Annotated in this window: 14 protein-coding genes and 1 pseudogene; 4 read left to right on the forward strand and 11 right to left on the reverse strand. The window is 51.4% G+C overall.

All coding sequences use genetic code 11. The features are described from left to right. From HMPREF2560_RS02890 to HMPREF2560_RS02920, 7 genes are all read right to left on the reverse strand, one after another. Positions 1-669: an amino acid ABC transporter permease gene (locus HMPREF2560_RS02890; protein ID WP_070606248.1), complete on the reverse strand. Its 669-nt coding sequence runs from the start codon at positions 667-669 to the stop codon at positions 1-3. Beyond that, positions 659-1,318 (reverse strand): amino acid ABC transporter permease, encoded by a 660-nt coding sequence (locus HMPREF2560_RS02895; protein ID WP_070606246.1) that lies wholly within the window; start codon positions 1,316-1,318, stop codon positions 659-661. Before HMPREF2560_RS02895 ends, HMPREF2560_RS02890 begins: the two co-directional genes overlap by 11 nt. Before the next feature lie 164 nt (positions 1,319-1,482). Further along, positions 1,483-2,700: an MFS transporter gene (locus HMPREF2560_RS02900; RefSeq protein WP_070606244.1), complete on the reverse strand. Its 1,218-nt coding sequence runs from the start codon at positions 2,698-2,700 to the stop codon at positions 1,483-1,485. A 301-nt stretch (positions 2,701-3,001) separates the two neighbouring features. Next, entirely contained in the window at positions 3,002-3,430 is a 429-nt protein-coding gene (locus tag HMPREF2560_RS02905) for a hypothetical protein (RefSeq protein ID WP_049332858.1), read from the reverse strand. 8 nt (positions 3,431-3,438) lie between these two features. Next, positions 3,439-3,948, reverse strand: a complete 510-nt coding sequence (locus HMPREF2560_RS02910) for an outer membrane protein assembly factor BamE (RefSeq protein ID WP_004519039.1) — start codon at positions 3,946-3,948, stop codon at positions 3,439-3,441. Positions 3,949-4,407: 459 nt separating this feature from the next. Further along, positions 4,408-5,046 carry an MBL fold metallo-hydrolase gene (locus tag HMPREF2560_RS02915; RefSeq protein WP_070873700.1) on the reverse strand — a complete coding sequence of 213 codons (639 nt, stop codon included), beginning with the start codon at positions 5,044-5,046 and terminating at the stop codon, positions 4,408-4,410. A gap of 340 nt (positions 5,047-5,386) precedes the next feature. Further along, positions 5,387-5,902 (reverse strand): DUF308 domain-containing protein, encoded by a 516-nt coding sequence (locus HMPREF2560_RS02920; RefSeq protein ID WP_070629697.1) that lies wholly within the window; start codon positions 5,900-5,902, stop codon positions 5,387-5,389. A gap of 80 nt (positions 5,903-5,982) precedes the next feature. Here HMPREF2560_RS02920 and HMPREF2560_RS02925 point away from each other — a divergent pair. Next, positions 5,983-6,540, forward strand: a pseudogene (locus HMPREF2560_RS02925) (DNA ligase); the annotation flags it as partial. A 65-nt stretch (positions 6,541-6,605) separates the two neighbouring features. On the opposite strand, the gene HMPREF2560_RS02930 reads toward HMPREF2560_RS02925, so the two are convergent. Both HMPREF2560_RS02930 and HMPREF2560_RS02935 read right to left on the reverse strand, forming a co-directional pair. Then, the gene (locus HMPREF2560_RS02930) at positions 6,606-7,256 is read right to left on the reverse strand and encodes an HAD-IA family hydrolase (RefSeq protein WP_070873701.1); all 651 of its coding nucleotides are present in this window, start codon (positions 7,254-7,256) and stop codon (positions 6,606-6,608) included. A gap of 10 nt (positions 7,257-7,266) precedes the next feature. Beyond that, entirely contained in the window at positions 7,267-8,253 is a 987-nt protein-coding gene (locus HMPREF2560_RS02935; RefSeq protein ID WP_039861877.1) for an RluA family pseudouridine synthase, read from the reverse strand. A gap of 514 nt (positions 8,254-8,767) precedes the next feature. Between HMPREF2560_RS02935 and HMPREF2560_RS02940 the strand changes: the two genes are divergently transcribed. Then, positions 8,768-11,659, forward strand: coding sequence for an Rne/Rng family ribonuclease (locus HMPREF2560_RS02940; protein ID WP_070873702.1), 2,892 nt, complete (start codon positions 8,768-8,770; stop codon positions 11,657-11,659). 250 nt (positions 11,660-11,909) lie between these two features. On the opposite strand, the gene mscL is transcribed toward HMPREF2560_RS02940, so the two are convergent. After that, positions 11,910-12,353 (reverse strand): large conductance mechanosensitive channel protein MscL, encoded by a 444-nt coding sequence (mscL, locus tag HMPREF2560_RS02945; RefSeq protein WP_036492108.1) that lies wholly within the window; start codon positions 12,351-12,353, stop codon positions 11,910-11,912. A 449-nt stretch (positions 12,354-12,802) separates the two neighbouring features. Beyond that, positions 12,803-13,591 carry an enoyl-ACP reductase FabI gene (fabI, locus tag HMPREF2560_RS02950; protein WP_070873703.1) on the reverse strand — a complete coding sequence of 263 codons (789 nt, stop codon included), beginning with the start codon at positions 13,589-13,591 and terminating at the stop codon, positions 12,803-12,805. Positions 13,592-13,799: 208 nt separating this feature from the next. On the opposite strand from fabI, the gene ppk1 reads away from it, so the two are divergent. After that, a complete protein-coding gene (gene ppk1 / locus HMPREF2560_RS02955) occupies positions 13,800-15,857 on the forward strand; it encodes a polyphosphate kinase 1 (RefSeq protein WP_070873704.1) in 2,058 nt (685 codons plus the stop codon). A 102-nt stretch (positions 15,858-15,959) separates the two neighbouring features. After that, a complete protein-coding gene (locus tag HMPREF2560_RS02960) occupies positions 15,960-17,975 on the forward strand; it encodes a prolyl oligopeptidase family serine peptidase (protein WP_070873705.1) in 2,016 nt (671 codons plus the stop codon). The last annotated feature ends 224 nt before the right edge of the window (positions 17,976-18,199 follow it).

Genomic DNA, 18,199 nt, shown 5'->3' on the forward strand with positions numbered 1-18,199 from the left:
TCAGTGTTCCCATTTTTGTTCAAGTTTTGCCGCCAGCAGCGACAGCGGCCAGCAACAGAAGAAATACAGCATAAAAATTAGGCCGTAAACCCAAAATGAAGCATTGGGTTGCGTCAGCAGCGAGTTTTCGATGATTTGCTGGCCGACTTTGACGACTTCGATGACGCCGATAAGGGAGGCGAGCGAGCTGGTTTTGATCATGCGCGTAAACAGATTGACGGCGCCGGGCAATACGCGGCGGATGCTTTGCGGCAGCTCGATGTAGCGGAATACCTGCCCGCGGCTCAAGCCGAGTGCCAGGCCTGATTCGACCTGGTGTTTTTCAATCGATTCCAATGCACCGCGGACCAAATCGCCCATTTCGGCGATGCCCCACATGGTAAATACCCAGACGCAGACCCAAAATCCGTCGATGTGGATGCCTGTCCAGACGGATAGGCCGAAATACAGGCCGAACAGCCACACCAAAATCGGCACGATTCGGATGGTTTCGAGATAAAACCGTCCGATAAAGCGGATGAGCCGGTTGCGCGAACGCAAAACCAAGCCGAACAGCGTACCCAATACGCAGGAGACGGCAACGGAGACCAGGGAAATCTGCGCCGTCAGCAACAAGCCTTCGCCCAAGCGTGCCGCATTTTGTCCTTCAAACAGCCAGTCAAACACCATATTTTGCACTCCGTACGCGGTTTTCTGCCCAGCGCGCCAGAAGCGAAACGGGCAGAAGGATGATCAGGTAGCTGGCAAACAGCAGGAACAAGGCTTCGTTGGTTTTATAGTCCATGCCGATGATGTCTTTGGTAACGAACAACAATTCTGCAATGCCGACCGCGCTGACGATAGATGTTTCTTTCATCAAAAACAATACGTTTGCGCCGATGGCGGGAACGGCGACCGCCCATGCCTGAGGCAATTCGACATAGCGGAACACTTGAAAGCGGCTCAAACCGATGGCCTTGCCCGCTTCGATCTGCCCTTTGGGGACGGCCAAAATACCGGCGCGGATGGCTTCCGCCATATAGCTTGCGCTCAAGAAAACCAGTGCGATCACGCCGCAGGTGAAACCGTCCCATTTAATGCCCATTTTCGGCAGGCCGTAATACAGGAAAAACAATTGGATCAGCAGGGGCGTATTGCGCGACAGTTCGATATAGGTGCGTGCCAATGCGTAGAAGGGGCGGATGCGGTATGCCGTAACCACGGCAACGGGCAGGCCGAACAGCAACGACAAAACGACGCCATATACCGACAATTCCAGCGTCAGCTTTGCCGCATCGACAAATTTAGGGATGGCATCGATCAGATAAGACCAGTTCATCAGAGTCAGACAATCAGCATGATAAAGGCAGTATTTTAACGGGTTTGTAAGAGAGTGTTAAATAATGGATAGGAATATCGATTGTGGATAAAACACAAAAAATGGAATAAGGCAAAGGCCGTCTGAAACGTTTCAGACGGCCTTGAAATGTCAAGGTTTCCGCGTCAGGCGGCAGCCGCTTTCCGTTCATGAATCAGTAAATTCAACAGGGCGGCCGCGCCTGCCAAGACTGCGTCGGCGTACCACATCCAGCCGTAATCGTTGAAGCGCGTGATGACGATGCCGCCGATGTACGAACCCAAAAAGCCGCCGATTTGGTGGCTCAACATGGTCAACCCGAAGAGGGTGGCCAAGTAGCGCGTACCGAAAAGTTTGCCGGTAATGGCGGCGGTGGGGGCGACGGTTGCCAACCAAGTGAAACCGAGTCCAGCGGCGAAAAGATAGAAGTTTAAATCGGTTTTAGGTGCGGCCAGATAAATCAATATCATGGCGACACGCGAAGCATATAAACCGAAGAGGACGTATTTGCCCAAAAATCTGCCGGTACACCAGCCTGAAAAAATACAGCCGGCGATGTTTGCCAAACCAATAATGGCAATGGAGGTCGAAGCGACCGTAGCGGGGAGGCCGCAAAGTGAAATTTCGGTTGGTAGGTGGGTAACCAAAAAGGCAATGTGGAAACCGCAGGTAAAGAAACCCAAATGCAACAAGATATAGCTGCGGTTGGCGAAAGCCTTACAGACGGCCTGCTTCAAGGTTTGGCCGCCGTCGTCAGTATGGACGGTGTGAGAAGCATGTTTGCCGCCGGCCAGCCACCAAGAAATCGGCAAAATCAAGATGGCAATGACTGCCCAAACATAAAATGTCCCCGTCCAGCCGACGTGGGGGAGGGCAATCAAACCTTGAACCAGCGGCGCGAACAAAAATTGCCCTGCGGACCCGCCTGCATTGACCAAGCCGGAAGCTAAGCCGCGCCGATGAGGCGGCGTTTTGGCGGCGACCTGTCCCATAATGATGGAAAATCCGCCCGAACCCGTACCGAATGCCAACAATAAACCGATACCCAGCATCAGCCCCCAATAAGTCGGCATTTGCGGAACCATCAGACAGGCGGCAATCAACAGAACCGTACCGCCGGCTAAAACCTTAAACGCGCCGAAACGGTCGGACAACGCGCCGGACAAGGGTTGCGATATGCCCCACATTAATTGGAAAACGGCAATAATCAGGCTGAACTGGGTCATGCTCAATTCGGTCGAGTTGACGACGGGCAGGACAAAAAGCCCTAAAGTCATTCTCATGCCGATGGTAATCAGCAGGATGGAGGCAGCAGCGGCAATCAGCAGCCACAAATTGGGTAATTTGGCAGAAGAATCGGTCATGATGTTTGTGTGTGTAGGGGGCAGGAAATAAAAGCTATTCCTGCCACTATATTATTTATTTGATTTCTCGGCGAGCCGATATATAAACGCGCGATTCTAGCATTGGGCGAGAAACGGCATAAATAACCGTTGGTTCTTTGGATATGGTAAAAAGTGATATGGCTTGAGGACGAATTGAGGATGAAGCGGTCAAATATTCTTCGTTTGGTACTGACGGAGCAAGTAAATTGCCGTTGAATTTTCGTTTGAGAAGAAAGGCCGTCTGAAAAGTTTCAGACGGCCTTTGTTTGACTGACTTACATCAGATGATTTCCAGAATGAAATACTGACGCAGTTTTTCGTACACATTATTTTGTACGTTGATACAACCATTGGTTATGATGCGGTCGGCCACGTGAGGGGAGGCGATGCGTTCCATGCGTCTTTCCTGCGGCTTGAGCGTCCATACCCTGTGTAACGCAAACAGAAAGTCATTTTCTTCTTTGAAGCCGATAACCTCGCCACCGTAACCCGGTTTGCTGGTCATCATCGGCGTCATATTGAATTTGCCTTTCGGAGTGGTCTTGCCAATCAGTACCGGATGGCACTGACCGTCATCGGCAAAGCAAAGCTCCGCCTTAGCTGTATTGACCACAACTTTTTTACGCTGGATATAGTCACTGACAGCATCGGCAGCGGCCAAAGAATTCAGACCTGCTGCCAAGGCTATACCCAATAGGATCCGTTTCAAATTTGTCCTTATTGACGGATGCGTTTAGGAGCTTCTTTAATGATCTCGCGGATGATCACTTGAGGCTCTTGTTTAGGTGCTGGAGGAGGACATACAGCATCTTTAGGGAATACTGGATTCCAGAAGAAGCTGCGTGCAAATTTGTCTTTGTCGAAGATCACTTTGTATTGGCAAGTAGTGATGCCTTCAACGCCGGAAGTGTTTTCAGGGTCAACGCCTACGCCTGGGGTGTAGAAGTGGAACAGGTAGTCCCATTCACGCACGCCAACCATGCCTTCGTCGTAGTGAGGACGGCCGAGGATTTTGTAGATGTCGTCTTTGGTCAGACCAGGACGCATTTGATCCAGCTCGTCAAAAGTCGGGAATGTACCACGGTCTTTGTTGAAGGTCAGGGAGTAAGGTTTAGGGAAGCGTGGCTCGTCTGTAGTGCCTTCAGGAGTGATTTTGCTCTTAGTAGCACAGGCGGCCAGCAGGCCGGTAGCCAGCAGGACGAAGCCCACTTTTGCGATTTTTTTCATTTGATAATCCTTTTATTGATTTTACCAGCCGAACTTTTCAGACGGCCTGTTAGTGCCGGCAGCGAGTTTGCCGGTTTACCCAAATAATGTTGTGCTTCTTAAAGATGTACCCGACGGTTTGACAAACAGAACATCGGCACATTCCGGCAGGGCATTGCGCCTCATCTCCGTTGTATCCGCCTGAGTCGGCAGAACCGTTCAGACGGCCTGACTGACATTTATTGTCACTTTGTAACAATTTCACTGCGAGTAAGGCTTGGGGTTTAGAGATTTCCGGTTTTTGATAAATCAGGTTGTATTGCGTAATACCTTGTTATCTTTGTGCTTTAGTTCATTTTGGCATTTGCCGGAGATTAGGTACTTAATCTTTCGGGTATTATCCCTGCAAATTGTATGCCAGTTTTCCTTTATACGCATAATCTGTGTATGCCAGAATGTTGGCTTTATACAACATTCATATTAACGAACCAGAAACGGATTGTACCTTTTCTCATGCCCGATGCTGGTCATGCGGCCGTGTCCGGCTATAACTTGCGTGGTTTCGGGCAGGGTTAATAGTTTAGCGCAGATATTGTTTATGAGGTCATCATGATTGCCGCGCGGAAAATCTGTGCGACCAACGGTCTCATAAAATAAGACATCACCTGCGACTAAAAGACTGTTTTCGGCGTTGTAAAAAACGACTTGGCCGGGGGTGTGGCCGGGAATGTGGAGGACTTGGAAGCTATGGTTGCCGACTTTGAGCGTTTCCCCTTCTTCCAGCCAGCGTGTCGGCGTGAATGACGGAGAAACAGGGAAGCCGTATTGCGCCGTTGTTTGCGGAAGGGCTTGGAGCAGGAATTCGTCGTCTTTGTGCGGGCCGAGAACGGGTACGTCGCAGGTTTTCAAAAGTTCAACCACGCCGCCTGCGTGGTCAAGATGGCCGTGGGTCAGCCAAATGGCGGTCAGCTTGAGGCCTTTGCTTTGGACTTGTTGCAATAAATAAGGGACGTCGCCGCCGACATCGGTCAAAACGGCTTCTTTTGTTTCGTCATCCCAAATCAGCGTGCAGTTTTGACGGAAGGGGGTAACGGCGTTGATTTCAAATTGGAGTGCCATGGGTGTTCCTAGGAAATGCTTATTTAATGTTTGTTTACGTTTCAGACGGTCTTTTGTTATTATGCATATATAATAACAAAAGCAAGTATGGAAAAGTGTCTTATGAATAATGTAATGCGAACCATATTACGCTAATGTTAGAGCGTTTTGGGCTAGTTGCTAAATAAAAGAGCTAGAAAAGCGTCTAACCACTTGCAAATGTAGTAGGCGAATACATTTACCATGACGGCTAGCCAAAACAAATAAAATAGCTGCCACAAATACGAAATAGACATCGTAATTTATGACAGCTATTTGGCAGTACCTGGTCGATCTTATAGTGTAATTATTTAGTTATATTCTATTTTTTAAAAGCCTCACCGATGGAATAAATTCCGTCAAATAAGAAACCGAAAGCGATAAAGTAGATAAATACCTTACCGGAAGCAATCGGCTGGAATATGAGTAATAGGCCTAATAGTAAAAGAATTAGTGCAAGCCATTTTGCATTACGTCCCATGAGTGATACCATGCTGTCGGACTTTCTTGATTTAATGAAAATGATGATAGCATCGATTACCATCCAGATGCCGATTGTGATCGGGAATACTAACGGTAGGAATGCAAATCCGCCGCATACGAGAAAGATACCGAATAGAGCATTGATAATACCGCTGATGAGATACCAGCCGCTACGCAATTCAGGGGGTAACATAAAATAATTTATAATGGAGCTGACTGCACTGACAAAAAAGATAATAGAAAATAGCCAGGCAAAAGCCATGAGATTAATAACGGGATTTAAGAGTAAGAATATCCCCAGGATAATGCTTAAAATACCCGATAAAATAAAGAAAAATTTGCTTGAACCACTCATAATAATTCCTCCAATCTTTGGTACTGCTTATTTACAGTATTCATGAAATCATGGGGGATGTCAAATTGTAACGATAAAGACGAGGGCGGTTTGAGCAAATTTCCGCGATGGTGCGTTCTGCCTCGGGAAATTGGGACGGCATCCGTTTGCATGTTTTTGATGTGCCGCAGGCGCAGGGTAATCTGTATCAGCGGCTGGAAACGGCTTCGAAATGGCTGAAATCACACCCGTCGGCACGGTTTACGGTTATTCCGCAAGTCAAGGTGCGCGACAAACAGCATGCTTTGGATTTTTTGAAACAAGTTGAAGCGCTGGGTGGGGAAGGGGTGATGCTGCGTCAACCTGAAGCCCGTTATGCAAGCGGTAGAAATGGGCAGCTGTTGAAGCTGAAAAGTGAATATGATGATGAATGTACGGTAACGCGTCATTATGAGGGCAAAGGGCGCAATGTCGGGCGTTTGGGTGCAGTAGGATGCAAAAACCGATATGGCGAGTTTCGTATCGGCAGCGGTTTTAAGGATAAAGACCGCGACCATCCGCCGAAAATCGGTGCGCTGATTACTTACCGTTATCGTGGTTTTACGCAAAAGGGAACGCCGAAATTTGCAACATTTGTCAGGGTGCGCTCGGATCGATAAAACAAATTAAAGGCCGTCTGAACATAGGTTTCAGACGGCCTTTAATATAGATGTTGCATAGCCTTTTATAAGGTTTCCAATACATCAGGCAATTCGGCCAAGCTGTTGAGCATGGCGACATGGGGCATGGCGGAAAGTTGTTGGGCGGTGTGCGCGCCGGTGGTGACTGCGATGGCGCGGATTTTGGCGTTGGCGGCCATTTCTAGGTCGTGGGTGGTGTCGCCGACGACGATGGCCTCTTCCGGCTCAACACCCAGTCGGTCGCAGAGGGCGAGTACCATATCGGGCGCGGGTTTGGACGGATATTCGCTAGCGCAGGCGGTTTCCAGCCAAAAGGCTTGGGTGCCGGTTTGCTCGATGGACCTATCCAGTCCGCTGCGGCCTTTGCCGGTCGCTACTGCAAGCCAATAGCCTTGTTGTTTCAAGCGTTGCAGGCAGGGCAGGGCTTCGGTGAACAGGGTCATGTTGCGGTTGTTGGGATTGAGGTAGTGCGCGGCATAGGTCTCAATCAGGGTTTCCTGAACGTGTTCGCTGACGTTGTGGGCAAGGCGGCGGATGATGCCGGACAGGCTGTATCCGATGAGCGGACGGATTTGGTCGGCTTCGGGAACGGGCAGGCCACAATCGGCAAAGCTTTGTTGAAAGGTGTGGATGATGGGGTTGGTGGTGTCGGCAAGCGTGCCGTCCCAGTCGAAAATAATGAGTTTGGGTTTCATGGGTTTCCTTTCAGACGGCCTTTTCCTGATTTTCCAGCATTAAAACAAATTGCGCTAATTCTTGCGGCAGGTGGGCTTTCAGGATTAGTTTTTCGCCGGTCAGCGGATGGGCGAGGTGCAGCTCGGAAGCGTGCAGGAACATTCTTTTCAAACCGAGTTTCTGCAGGCGTTTGTTGGCCTGATAGTCGCCGTAGCGTTCGTCGCCGGCAATGGGGCAGTCTTGCGATTGTAGGTGGACGCGGATTTGGTGGGTGCGGCCGGTTTTCAGGGTGGCTTCGACAAAGGTCAGGTCGGACAGGCCGACTTGGTGCAAAAGGCCGTCTGAAAAACGGTTTAACACGCGGAAGATGGTGTGGGCGGATTGGCCGTCTTCGCTGACGCGCACCATTTTTTCACCTTGTGCGCCGGTGTATTTGAACAGGGGAAGCTTGACGTGGAAGCGGTCGTTCGGCAGCCTGCCGACACCCAGCGCGAGATAGATTTTTTTCGGATGGTCGTTGCGGATGGCTTCGTGCAGTTTCACCAAGGCGCTGCGTTTTTTGGCTATCATCAAAAGGCCGCTGGTGTCTTTGTCGAGGCGGTGGACGAGTTCGAGATAACGCGCTTCGGGACGGGCGCGGCGGATTTGTTCGATGACGCCGAAGCTCACGCCGCTGCCGCCGTGGACGGCAACGCCGGACGGTTTGTTGATGACCAAAAGCGCATCGTCTTCGTAAACGATGTCAAACTCGCGTGCTGGCGCGGCCTGGTTTTCAGCCGGCCTTTGTTTTTCTGCGATGCGTATCGGCGGAATGCGAATAGTATCGCCTGCCTGAATGCGGTTGTCGGGTTTGCAGCGTTTTTTGTTCAGCCGCACTTCGCCGGCGCGGATAATGCGGTGGATATGGCTTTTCGGGACGCCTTTGAGGATTTTTATCAGATAGTTATCAAGGCGTTGGCCTTCCTCGTGTTCGGCAACGGCAATCAGGCTGACTGAATCTTTGCGTATTGCGTGCATTTTCTCTATAATCCCAAACGTCCGTTTCGGGACTCGAACCTGCCGTCGCAGGCCGTCTGAAACGGATTTATTGTTAAAACGAGATTTTATATTAAAAACGCACTCCGCAAAGCATTTCCTTGTGTTTGTTCAAAGCCGGCAAACGCAATCCCGTAATTAAGTTTGAATTGAACCTGCCGTCCGGCCGGGCGTAAGACGCAGTCCGCGCAGCACCGTCCGAAATTACCGGCGCTACGATAATAAGAAGATGTAGGCTGCCTTATTTTGTCCGAAGCATCAGCATTCGGACGGCAGCGGAACCATCAACCTTTCCGCCGCATTGTTCTTTATTTCCTTCTTTATTCGAATCCGTCCGCACATGGCTTGAGTTCAAGCATGCAACCCTGCGGATTTCAAATCAAATACTGGTTACACGGGGATTTTCCCATCTTGCCTTTGAAGAGTGCCAACCGGACAGACAGGCCGTCTGAAAAAGATATTCACAAATCAAACGGCCGCTGTTCACGAGGTGACTATGAAAAGAATGTTATTCAACGCAACGCAGGCTGAAGAGCTGCGCGTTGCCATTGTCGATGGCCAAAACCTTTTGGACTTGGACATCGAAACGCTGGGCAAAGAACAGCGTAAAGGCAATATCTACAAAGGTATCATTACCCGCATCGAGCCGTCGCTGGAAGCGTGTTTCGTTGATTACGGAACCGACCGCCACGGCTTTTTGCCGTTTAAGGAAGTATCGCGTTCATATTTCCGCGACTACGAAGGCGGCAGGGCGCGTATTCAGGACGTGCTCAAAGAGGGCATGGAAGTCATCGTCCAAGTCGAAAAAGACGAGCGCGGCAACAAAGGCGCGGCACTGACCACCTTCATCAGCCTGGCCGGCCGCTATCTGGTATTGATGCCGAACAACCCGCGCGGCGGCGGCGTATCCCGCCGTATCGAAGGCGAAGAGCGTCAAGAGTTGAAAGCCGCCATGGCTGAACTCGACATTCCAAACGGCATGAGCATTATTGCCCGCACAGCCGGCATCGGCCGCAGCGCGGAAGAGTTGGAATGGGACTTAAACTACCTCAAGCAACTTTGGCAAGCCATTGAAGAAGCAGGCAAAGCACACCATGACCCTTACCTGCTCTTTATGGAAAGCTCGCTGCTGATTCGTGCGATTCGCGACTATTTCCGTCCCGACATCGGCGAGATTCTGGTGGATAATCAAGAAGTTTATGACCAAGTTGCCGAGTTCATGAGCTATGTCATGCCGAGCAATGTAGGCCGTCTGAAACTCTATCAAGACCACACGCCGCTGTTCTCCCGTTTCCAAATCGAACACCAAATCGAAAGTGCGTTCTCACGCAGCGTCAGCCTGCCGTCAGGCGGCGCGATTGTGATCGACCACACCGAAGCCTTGGTTTCCATCGACGTCAACTCTGCGCGTGCCACACGCGGCTCGGATATTGAAGACACTGCATTCAAAACCAATATGGAAGCCGCCGAAGAGGTTGCCCGTCAAATGCGCCTGCGCGACTTGGGCGGTTTGGTCGTCATCGACTTCATCGACATGGAAAATCCGAAACACCAACGCGATGTTGAAAACGTCCTGCGCGACGCGCTCAAAAAAGACCGCGCCCGCGTGCAAATGGGCAAACTTTCGCGTTTCGGCCTTTTGGAGTTGAGCCGCCAACGTTTGAAACCGGCTCTGGGCGAAAGCAGCCATGTTGCGTGTCCGCGTTGCGCCGGTACCGGTGTCATCCGCGGCATCGAATCGACCGCCCTGCACGTTTTGCGCATCATTCAAGAAGAAGCAATGAAAGACAACACCGGCGAAGTGCATGCACAAGTGCCTGTCGATGTTGCCACCTTCCTGTTGAACGAAAAACGCGCCGAGCTGTTTGCGATGGAAGAGCGTTTGGATGTGAACGTCGTCCTGATTCCAAACATCCACTTGGAAAATCCGCACTACGAAATCAACCGCATCCGCATTGATGACGTAGAAGAAGACGGCGAACCGAGCTACAAACGCGTTGCCGAGCCGGAAGAAGACGAATCCGCCAAACCTTTCGGCAGCGAAAAAGCTAAAGCTTCCCGTCCTGAGCCAGCTGTCAAAGGCGTACGCCATACCCAGCCTGCACCGACTGTCGCCCCTGAGAAAAAAGCCTCTTGGTGGGACAGCTTCAAAGCTTGGTTGAAACGCATTTTCGGCGGTGAGCCTGCACCTGCACCTGCCGCAGTTGCTCAAGAGTCTGCTGAAAAACGCACTACAAACAACCGCAGCCAAAACAGTAACCGCCGTTCAAACAGCCGCCGTCAAAATCCACGCCGCAACAACAAACACGACGGCAGCAAAGTCGAAGTGCGCGAAGTGAATGCCGAAGCTGCCGACAGCAAGTTTGAAGAAAGCAAATCAAACGAAAGCCGCAACGACGAGCGTAAAGATACGCGCCGCAACCGTAACCGTAACAACAACCGCCGCGATGATCGCAACAACGAGCGCAACCGTGTTGAGGAAACGGTTGAAGACGTAAACGTTCAAGAAGTAGCTGCACTGGCTGAGATGCCGTCTGAAAACCAAGCGGAACAAAACGGCAATAAACGCCGCCGCAACAACAGTCGCAACGAGCGCAACCGTAATCAATCTGCGGAAAACCGTGTTGAGGACGTGAACGTTCAAGCCGATGGCGAACAGGCGCAAGTTGAAGCGGACGACAACGCCCGCAGCGAAGAGGGTGTGAAAAACAACGGCCGTCAAGGACGCGACCGCAACAACCGTCAGCGCAACAATCGCAACGACCGCCGTTCCAACAGCAAAAAACGCAATATTCCGTCTTCAGCAAAAATCGAGCAATACCTGAACATTACCGACACCGCCGACAAAGTCCTCTTTGCCGTAGCGCATGTTTTAGGTTTGAACGAAACGGTTGAAGCTGCAAATGCAACATTGTCTTCTGAAAGCGACCAAGCCGAGCCGCTGGTGATTGTGGTATCCGAGCCTGAAGTGACCAGCGCAGAGCCATTTGTATTTGCGATTGAAAGCGAAGACGAGCCTGCCGTAGCGCAAACTGAAGGAGCCGATGCCGAACAAGCCCTGCTTGCATCTGCGGTCAACAATGTCAAAGAAGCCATTGCTGCGGTATTGTCTCCGAATGCAACGGCTACTGTTGCACCGGTTGAAGCACCAGCCGGAACTGTTGCCACACAAACTGAAGCCGTAGCTGAAGCAGCGCCTGTCGCAATCGTTGTACCTGAGAGCTTGGGCGATTTGATCTTCGTTGAAACCGATCCGCAAGCCGTTGCCGCTTTTGCTGCGCAGCCACAACCTGAACCGGTTGCCAAAACACGCCGTTCGGATGTGCCTAAAGTAGAAGTGGAAGACGTAGCAGTCGAAATGATTTTGGTGGAAACACGCAAAGATTAAGATTGGTTTTCCAGTTAAAAGCCCGATGTTGAACGCATCGGGCTTTTTTATTGGTAAGGAGATGCACTGCTCATTTGCTTTGTGTTTGCCACGAGGGTTGCTTCATGCTTGAAAAAGCAGGATAGCTTGCTGAGAAAGGGAGGGCATGTTTTTTTCAATAGGAAGGGCTTAATGAAAATTGGTATGAGAAAAGCCGTCTGAAATGGTTTCAGACGGCCTTGGTTTGTGTGTGTATGTTTGGGTATTGTGATTATTTTTTGTTCAGAGAGTCACGGATTTCGCGCAACAACAGAACTTCTTCGCTAGGCTCTGCCGGTGCTTCTTCAGCAGGAGCTTCGGTTTTTTTCACAGAGTTGATGGCTTTAACCACACAGAAGATGGCAGCGGCAACGATCAGGAAGCTGATCACAGTATTGATGAACAGACCGATGTTCAGGGTAACGGCACCGGCTGCTTGAGCGGCTGCTAGATTGGCGTAACCTTCTGCAGGAGCGGCTTGTGCGCCGTCTTTCAGGGTGATGAACAGGTTGGAGAAATCAACGCCGCCGATCAGCAGACCGATAGGAGGCATGATTACATCGTCAACCAATGATTTGACGATGCCGCTGAATGCTGTACCGACAACCATACCGACTGCGAGGTCGACAACGTTGCCACGCATAATAAATTCTTTAAATTCTGAAGCGATTGACATAATTAATCTCCTGTATGTGTTTGAGTCAAAATCAGATGTAGTTCAATAAAACGGCAGGCATATTAACGCTTTATCGGTTAAGAAAAATTCATTAATGTTAAATTTTGTATTTCATGCTAAAAATGCCCGGCTTCTATGCCTTCTGTATGAAAAAACAGGCCGTCTGAATTTTTTCTGTTACTTTTTTACACCACTTTTTATCAGCGGCTAAGTATCAGATAACATGAATGTTATCTTTAGAATCAATGCTCTATCGGAATTTCAGATTAAGGTGGAATGATAATATAATAATGTTGAAAACATAATCATTAAAAACCTGTAAAGGTAATGTTTCGTATCCGTATTTGACTTTCAGACGGCCTTTTTGGTTATGCAGTTATTCAAGCCATAATGTAATAGTCATAAAAAACGCACTTTCATCATGAAAGTGCGTTTTGCGTGTAAACCGTTTAGTTCTCTTCGTCGTTCAGTGCGTTGATGCTGTAACCGCCGTCAACGTACGTAATCTCGCCGGTGATGCCGGAAGCGAGGTCGGACAGCAGGAAGGCGGCTGTGTTACCGACTTCTTCAGTGGTAACGTTGCGACCCAATGGGTTGTGGGAAGCGACGTGGCCCAAGAGTTTGCTTAAATCGGCGATGCCGGAAGCGGCCAGGGTTTTGATCGGGCCTGCGGAGATGCCGTTGCAGCGGATGCCTTCTTTGCCCAGGCAGGCGGCAGTGAAGCGGATGCCGGCTTCGAGGCTGGCTTTGGCCATGCCCATAACGTTGTAGTTAGGAATGGCACGAACGGCGCCCAAGTAGCTCAGTGCAACGATTGCGGCGTTGCGGCCCTGCATCATCGGACGGGCGGCTTTTGCCAGCGCAGGCAGGCTGTATGCGGAGATTTCGTGAGCGGTGTTGAATGCTTCGCGGCTGATGCTGTCGAGGAAGTCGCCGCTCAAAGCTTCTTTAGGGGCGAAGCCGATGGAGTGAACCAAGCCGTCCAAGCCGTCCCAGTGTTTGCCCAAGTCAACGAAAACTTGGTTGATTTCGTCGTCGCTGGCAACGTCGCAGCGGAACACGAGTTCGGAGCCGAGTTCGGCCGCCATTTTACGGACGCGCTCTTCCAGTTTGTCGACAACATAAGTAAATGCCAATTCCGCGCCTTGTTCGCGGCAGGCTTTGGCGATGCCGTAAGCGATGGAACGCTCGGAGATCATGCCGGTAATCAGAATTTTTTTGTCTTGCAAAAAGCCCATTTTCTTATCCTTTAGCAGTGGTATTGCGGTTGCATTAAACGGCGCATTATAGCAAAAACCGCTGTTTCGGTATAGAAAATAACGGATAACCCTTTGTCTTGCCTCAAATAGGGATAAGGTTTTCTGTCAAGGCCGTCTGAAACCTGACGGAACGTCGGCAAAACGTTATACTTGATGGTGTTAATGACCGATGTTTCAGGAGTGAACCATGCCCGAGCAAAACCGCATTCTCTGCCGAGAACTCAGCCTGTTGGCGTTTAACCGCCGTGTACTGGCTCAGGCGCAGGATACGAAAGTTCCTTTGTTGGAACGTTTGCGTTTTCTGTGCATCGTGTCTTCCAATTTGGACGAATTTTTTGAAGTGCGTATGGCGTGGTTGAAACGCGAAAACAAACTGCGTCCGCATCAGCTGCTCGACAATGGCAAAACCGCAGCCGAAACCATTGAGGCGGTGACAAAAGAGGCGCAGGCGCTGATCCGCGAGCAATATGATTTGTTTAATAATGTGCTTCAGCCCGAACTTGACCGTGCAGGCATTCATTTTTACCGCCGCCGCAATTGGACGGCCGCGCAAAAGAAATGGATTGAAAACTATTTCGACAACGAGCTTTTGCCCATTCTCACCCCCATCGGCCTCGATCCTTCGCACCCGTTTCCGCGCCCGTTAAACAAATCGCTCAACTTTGCCGTCGAACTCGAAGGCACGGATGCGTTCGGCCGTCCGTCAGGAATGGCGATTGTGCAGGCTCCGCGCATTTTGCCGCGCGTCGTCCCCATGCCGTCTGAAATTTGCGGCGGCGATGCAGGCTTTGTGTTCTTGTCTTCGATTTTGCACGCCCATGTCGGCAAACTTTTCCCCGGCATGAAGGTTAAAGACTGCCATCAGTTCCGCCTCACGCGCGACAGCGATTTGACGGTTGATGAAGAAGATTTGAAAAACCTGCGTGCCGCGATTCAAAACGAGTTGCACGACCGCGAATACGGCGACGGCGTGCGCTTGGAAGTAGCGGACACTTGTCCGGCGCATATTCACGACTTCCTGCTTGCCCAGTTCAAGCTGACTTCTGCCGAACTGTATCAGGTCAAAGGGCCGGTCAATTTGGTGCGCCTCAATGCCGTTCCCGATTTGGTAGACAGGCCGGATTTGAAGTTTCCGCCACGCAATGCAGGCCGTCTGAAAGCCTTGCGCAAAAACGGTTCCGTGTTCAAGCTGGTCAAACAGTCGCCGATTTTGTTGCATCACCCGTATCAGTCGTTTGATCCGGTTGTCCAAATGATACGCGAGGCCGCTGCCGATCCGGATGTATTGGCCGTCAAAATGACCATCTACCGTACCGGCAGCAATTCCGAGCTTGTGCGCGCATTGATGAAGGCCGCACTGGCTGGCAAACAAGTTACCGTCGTCGTTGAACTGATGGCGCGTTTTGACGAAGCCAACAACGTCAACTGGGCGAAACAGCTCGAAGAGGCGGGCGCGCACGTCGTGTACGGCGTATTCGGCTACAAAGTCCATGCCAAAATGGCTTTGGTTATCCGCCGCGAAGACGGCGTGCTCAAGCGTTATGCGCACCTCGGTACCGGCAACTACCACCAAGGTACATCGCGCATTTACACCGACTTCGGCATCATCACCGCTGACGAACAAATCACTGCCGATGTGAACATTCTGTTTATGGAAATCACAGGCTTGGGCAAGCCGGGTCGTCTGAACAAGCTCTATCAAAGCCCGTTTACCCTGCACAAAATGGTCATCGACCGCATTAAGCAGGAAACCGAGCACGCCAAAGCCGGCAAACCGGCGCGGATTACCGCCAAGATGAACTCACTCATCGAGCCGAGCGTAATTGATGCGCTGTATCAGGCCAGCGCGGCAGGCGTGCAAATCGACCTGATTGTGCGCGGTATGTGTACTTTGCGCCCGGGTGTAAAAGGTTTGTCCGAAAACATCCGCGTCCGCTCCATTATCGGCCGCCAACTCGAACACTCGCGCGTGTATTGCTTCCATAACAACGGCGCAGACGATACCTTTATCTCCAGCGCCGACTGGATGGGTCGCAACTTCTTCCGCCGCATTGAAGTCGCCACGCCGATTACCACGCCCGAACTCAAAGAACGTGTGATCTGCGAAGGTTTGGAAATGGCCTTGGAAGACAATACCCAGGCTTGGCTGATGCAGCCTGACGGCAGCTACGTTCGCATCCAGCCGCAAGACGGCGAGCCTGCGTTTGGTTTGCAGGAAGGTTTGTGGAAAATATACGGACGTTAACTTAAATAATGTCTCAGGCCGTCTGAAACGCAGGTTTCAGACGGCCTTTTTTGATTTTGCCGTTATAATTCCGTTTCCCAATCTCTCAGACGGCCTTTTCCTATGAAATCTTACCCCGATTCCTATCTCCATTTTGAAAACCTCGAATCTCCCGAAACGCAAGAGTTTGCCGCTGCGGCGCATATCGAAACGCGCGCCCGTTTTTTAGAAAACGACAAAGCGCGCGAATTGTCCGACGGCATTTTGGCGCAGATGCAGGACACGCGGCAGATTCCGTTTTGTCAGGAACACCGCGCGCGGATGTACCATTTCCATCAGGACGCAGAATATCCGAAGGGTGTGTATCGCGTGTGTACCGCAGCGACTTACCGTTCCGGCTATCCCGAGTGGAAAATCCTGTTTTCAGTGGCGGATTTCGACGAATTGCTCGGCGACGATGTATATCTGGGCGGCGTGTCGCACTTGGTGGAAAAGCCCAACCGCGCGTTGTTAACACTGAGCAAATCGGGCGGCGATACGGCGTACACGCTGGAAGTGGATTTGGAAGCGGGGGAGTTGGTAGAAGGCGGTTTTCACTTTCCGGCAGGCAAAAACCATGTGTCGTGGCGCGATGAAAACAGCGTTTGGGTGTGTCCGGCTTGGGACGAACGCCAGTTGACCGAATCGGGCTATCCGCGCGAAGTGTGGCTGGTGGAGCGCGGCAAAAGTTTCGAGGAAAGCCTGCCGGTGTATCAAATTGCCGAAGACGGCATGATGGTGAACGCGTGGCGTTATCTCGATCCGCAAGGTTCGCCGATTGATTTGATTGAAGCGTCTGACGGTTTTTACACCAAAATCTATTTGCAGGTGTCGGCCGAAGGCGAGGCGAAACCGTTGAACCTGCCTGCCGATTGCGACGTAGTCGGCTATCTGGCCGGACATCTTTTGCTGACACTGCGCAAGGACTGGAACCGCGCGAACCAAAGCTATCCGAGCGGCGCGCTGGTGGCGGTGAAGCTGAATCGGGGCGAACTCGGGGCAGCGCAGCTTTTGTTTGCGCCCGATGAAATGCAGGCATTGGAAAGCGTGGAAACGACCAAGCGTTTTGTGGTGGCGAGCCTACTGGAAAACGTACAGGGTCGTCTGAAAGCATGGCGTTTTACTGATGGCAAATGGCAGGAAGCCGAGTTGCCGCGTCTGCCTTCGGGTGCGCTGGAAATGACCGACCAGCCGTGGGGCGGCGATGTGGTTTACCTTGCCGCCAGCGATTTCACCACGCCGCTGACGCTGTTTGCGCTGGATTTGAACGTGATGGAACTGACCATCATGCGCCGTCAGCCGCAGCAGTTCGATTCAGACGGCATCAACGTGCAGCAGTTTTGGACGACTTCGGCCGACGGCGAGCGCATTCCTTATTTCCACGTCGGCAAAAACGCCGCCCCCGACACGCCGACCTTAGTCTATGCCTACGGCGGTTTCGGCATTCCCGAATTACCGCATTATCTGGGCAGCGTCGGCAAATATTGGCTGGAAGAGGGCAACGCCTTCGTGTTGGCGAACATACGCGGCGGCGGCGAATTCGGCCCGCGCTGGCATCAGGCGGCGCAAGGCGTAAGCAAACATAAAAGCGTCGACGATTTGCTTGCCGTCGTGCGTGATTTGTCCGAACGCGGCATGAGTTCGCCCAAACACATCGGTTTACAGGGAGGCAGCAACGGCGGCCTGATTACCGCCGCCGCCTTCGTGCGCGAACCGCAAAGCATCGGTGCGCTGGTGTGCGAAGTGCCGCTGACCGATATGATCCGCTATCCGCTGCTCTCCGCCGGTTCAAGCTGGACGGACGAATACGGCAATCCGCAGAAATACGAAGTCTGCAAACGCTGGCTGGGCGAATTGTCGCCGTATCACAATCTTTCAGACGGCATCGATTATCCGCCTGCGCTCATTACCACCAGCCTCAGCGACGACCGCGTCCATCCCGCCCATGCGCTCAAGTTCTACGCCAAACTGCGCGAAACCTCGCCGCAATCTTGGCTCTACTCGCCTGACGGCGGCGGCCATACCGGCAACGGCACCCAACGCGAATCCGCCGACGAACTCGCCTGCGTGTTGCTGTTTTTGAAAGAGTTTTTGGGGTAGAAGCAAGCAGCAGGACTGACCGTTTTGTAAAGTTGAGAAACCAAATATTCTTGTTTCGGCAAGTGAAAAGAAGGCCGTCTGAAAAACGAATATTAAAGTTTTCCAGACGGCCTTCTTTTCTTTTAACTTTCAACATATCCCGATAAAATGGACACTTTGTAAGTAATCATTGATGGAAGACGCAATTATGGCAACCGAACCGAACCGAACCGAACCGAACCGAA

Source organism: Neisseria sp. HMSC078H04 (assembly GCF_001838135.1).
In the GTDB taxonomy this organism is placed as follows: domain Bacteria; phylum Pseudomonadota; class Gammaproteobacteria; order Burkholderiales; family Neisseriaceae; genus Neisseria.

Bases quoted from the DNA above. Each gene is read 5' to 3' on its own strand.
- HMPREF2560_RS02890 (WP_070606248.1), bottom strand. From the start codon at position 669: ATGGTGTTTGACTGGCTGTTTGAAGGACAAAATGCGGCACGCTTGGGC.
- HMPREF2560_RS02930 (WP_070873701.1), bottom strand. From the start codon at position 7,256: ATGAAACCCAAACTCATTATTTTCGACTGGGACGGCACGCTTGCCGAC.
- HMPREF2560_RS02940 (WP_070873702.1), top strand. From the start codon at position 8,768: ATGAAAAGAATGTTATTCAACGCAACGCAGGCTGAAGAGCTGCGCGTT.
- HMPREF2560_RS02960 (WP_070873705.1), top strand. From the start codon at position 15,960: ATGAAATCTTACCCCGATTCCTATCTCCATTTTGAAAACCTCGAATCT.
- HMPREF2560_RS02910 (WP_004519039.1), bottom strand. From the start codon at position 3,948: ATGAAAAAAATCGCAAAAGTGGGCTTCGTCCTGCTGGCTACCGGCCTG.
- HMPREF2560_RS02935 (WP_039861877.1), bottom strand. From the start codon at position 8,253: ATGCACGCAATACGCAAAGATTCAGTCAGCCTGATTGCCGTTGCCGAA.
- ppk1 (WP_070873704.1), top strand. From the start codon at position 13,800: ATGCCCGAGCAAAACCGCATTCTCTGCCGAGAACTCAGCCTGTTGGCG.
- mscL (WP_036492108.1), bottom strand. From the start codon at position 12,353: ATGTCAATCGCTTCAGAATTTAAAGAATTTATTATGCGTGGCAACGTT.
- HMPREF2560_RS02920 (WP_070629697.1), bottom strand. From the start codon at position 5,902: ATGAGTGGTTCAAGCAAATTTTTCTTTATTTTATCGGGTATTTTAAGC.
- HMPREF2560_RS02895 (WP_070606246.1), bottom strand. From the start codon at position 1,318: ATGAACTGGTCTTATCTGATCGATGCCATCCCTAAATTTGTCGATGCG.
- HMPREF2560_RS02900 (WP_070606244.1), bottom strand. From the start codon at position 2,700: ATGACCGATTCTTCTGCCAAATTACCCAATTTGTGGCTGCTGATTGCC.
- HMPREF2560_RS02915 (WP_070873700.1), bottom strand. From the start codon at position 5,046: ATGGCACTCCAATTTGAAATCAACGCCGTTACCCCCTTCCGTCAAAAC.
- fabI (WP_070873703.1), bottom strand. From the start codon at position 13,591: ATGGGCTTTTTGCAAGACAAAAAAATTCTGATTACCGGCATGATCTCC.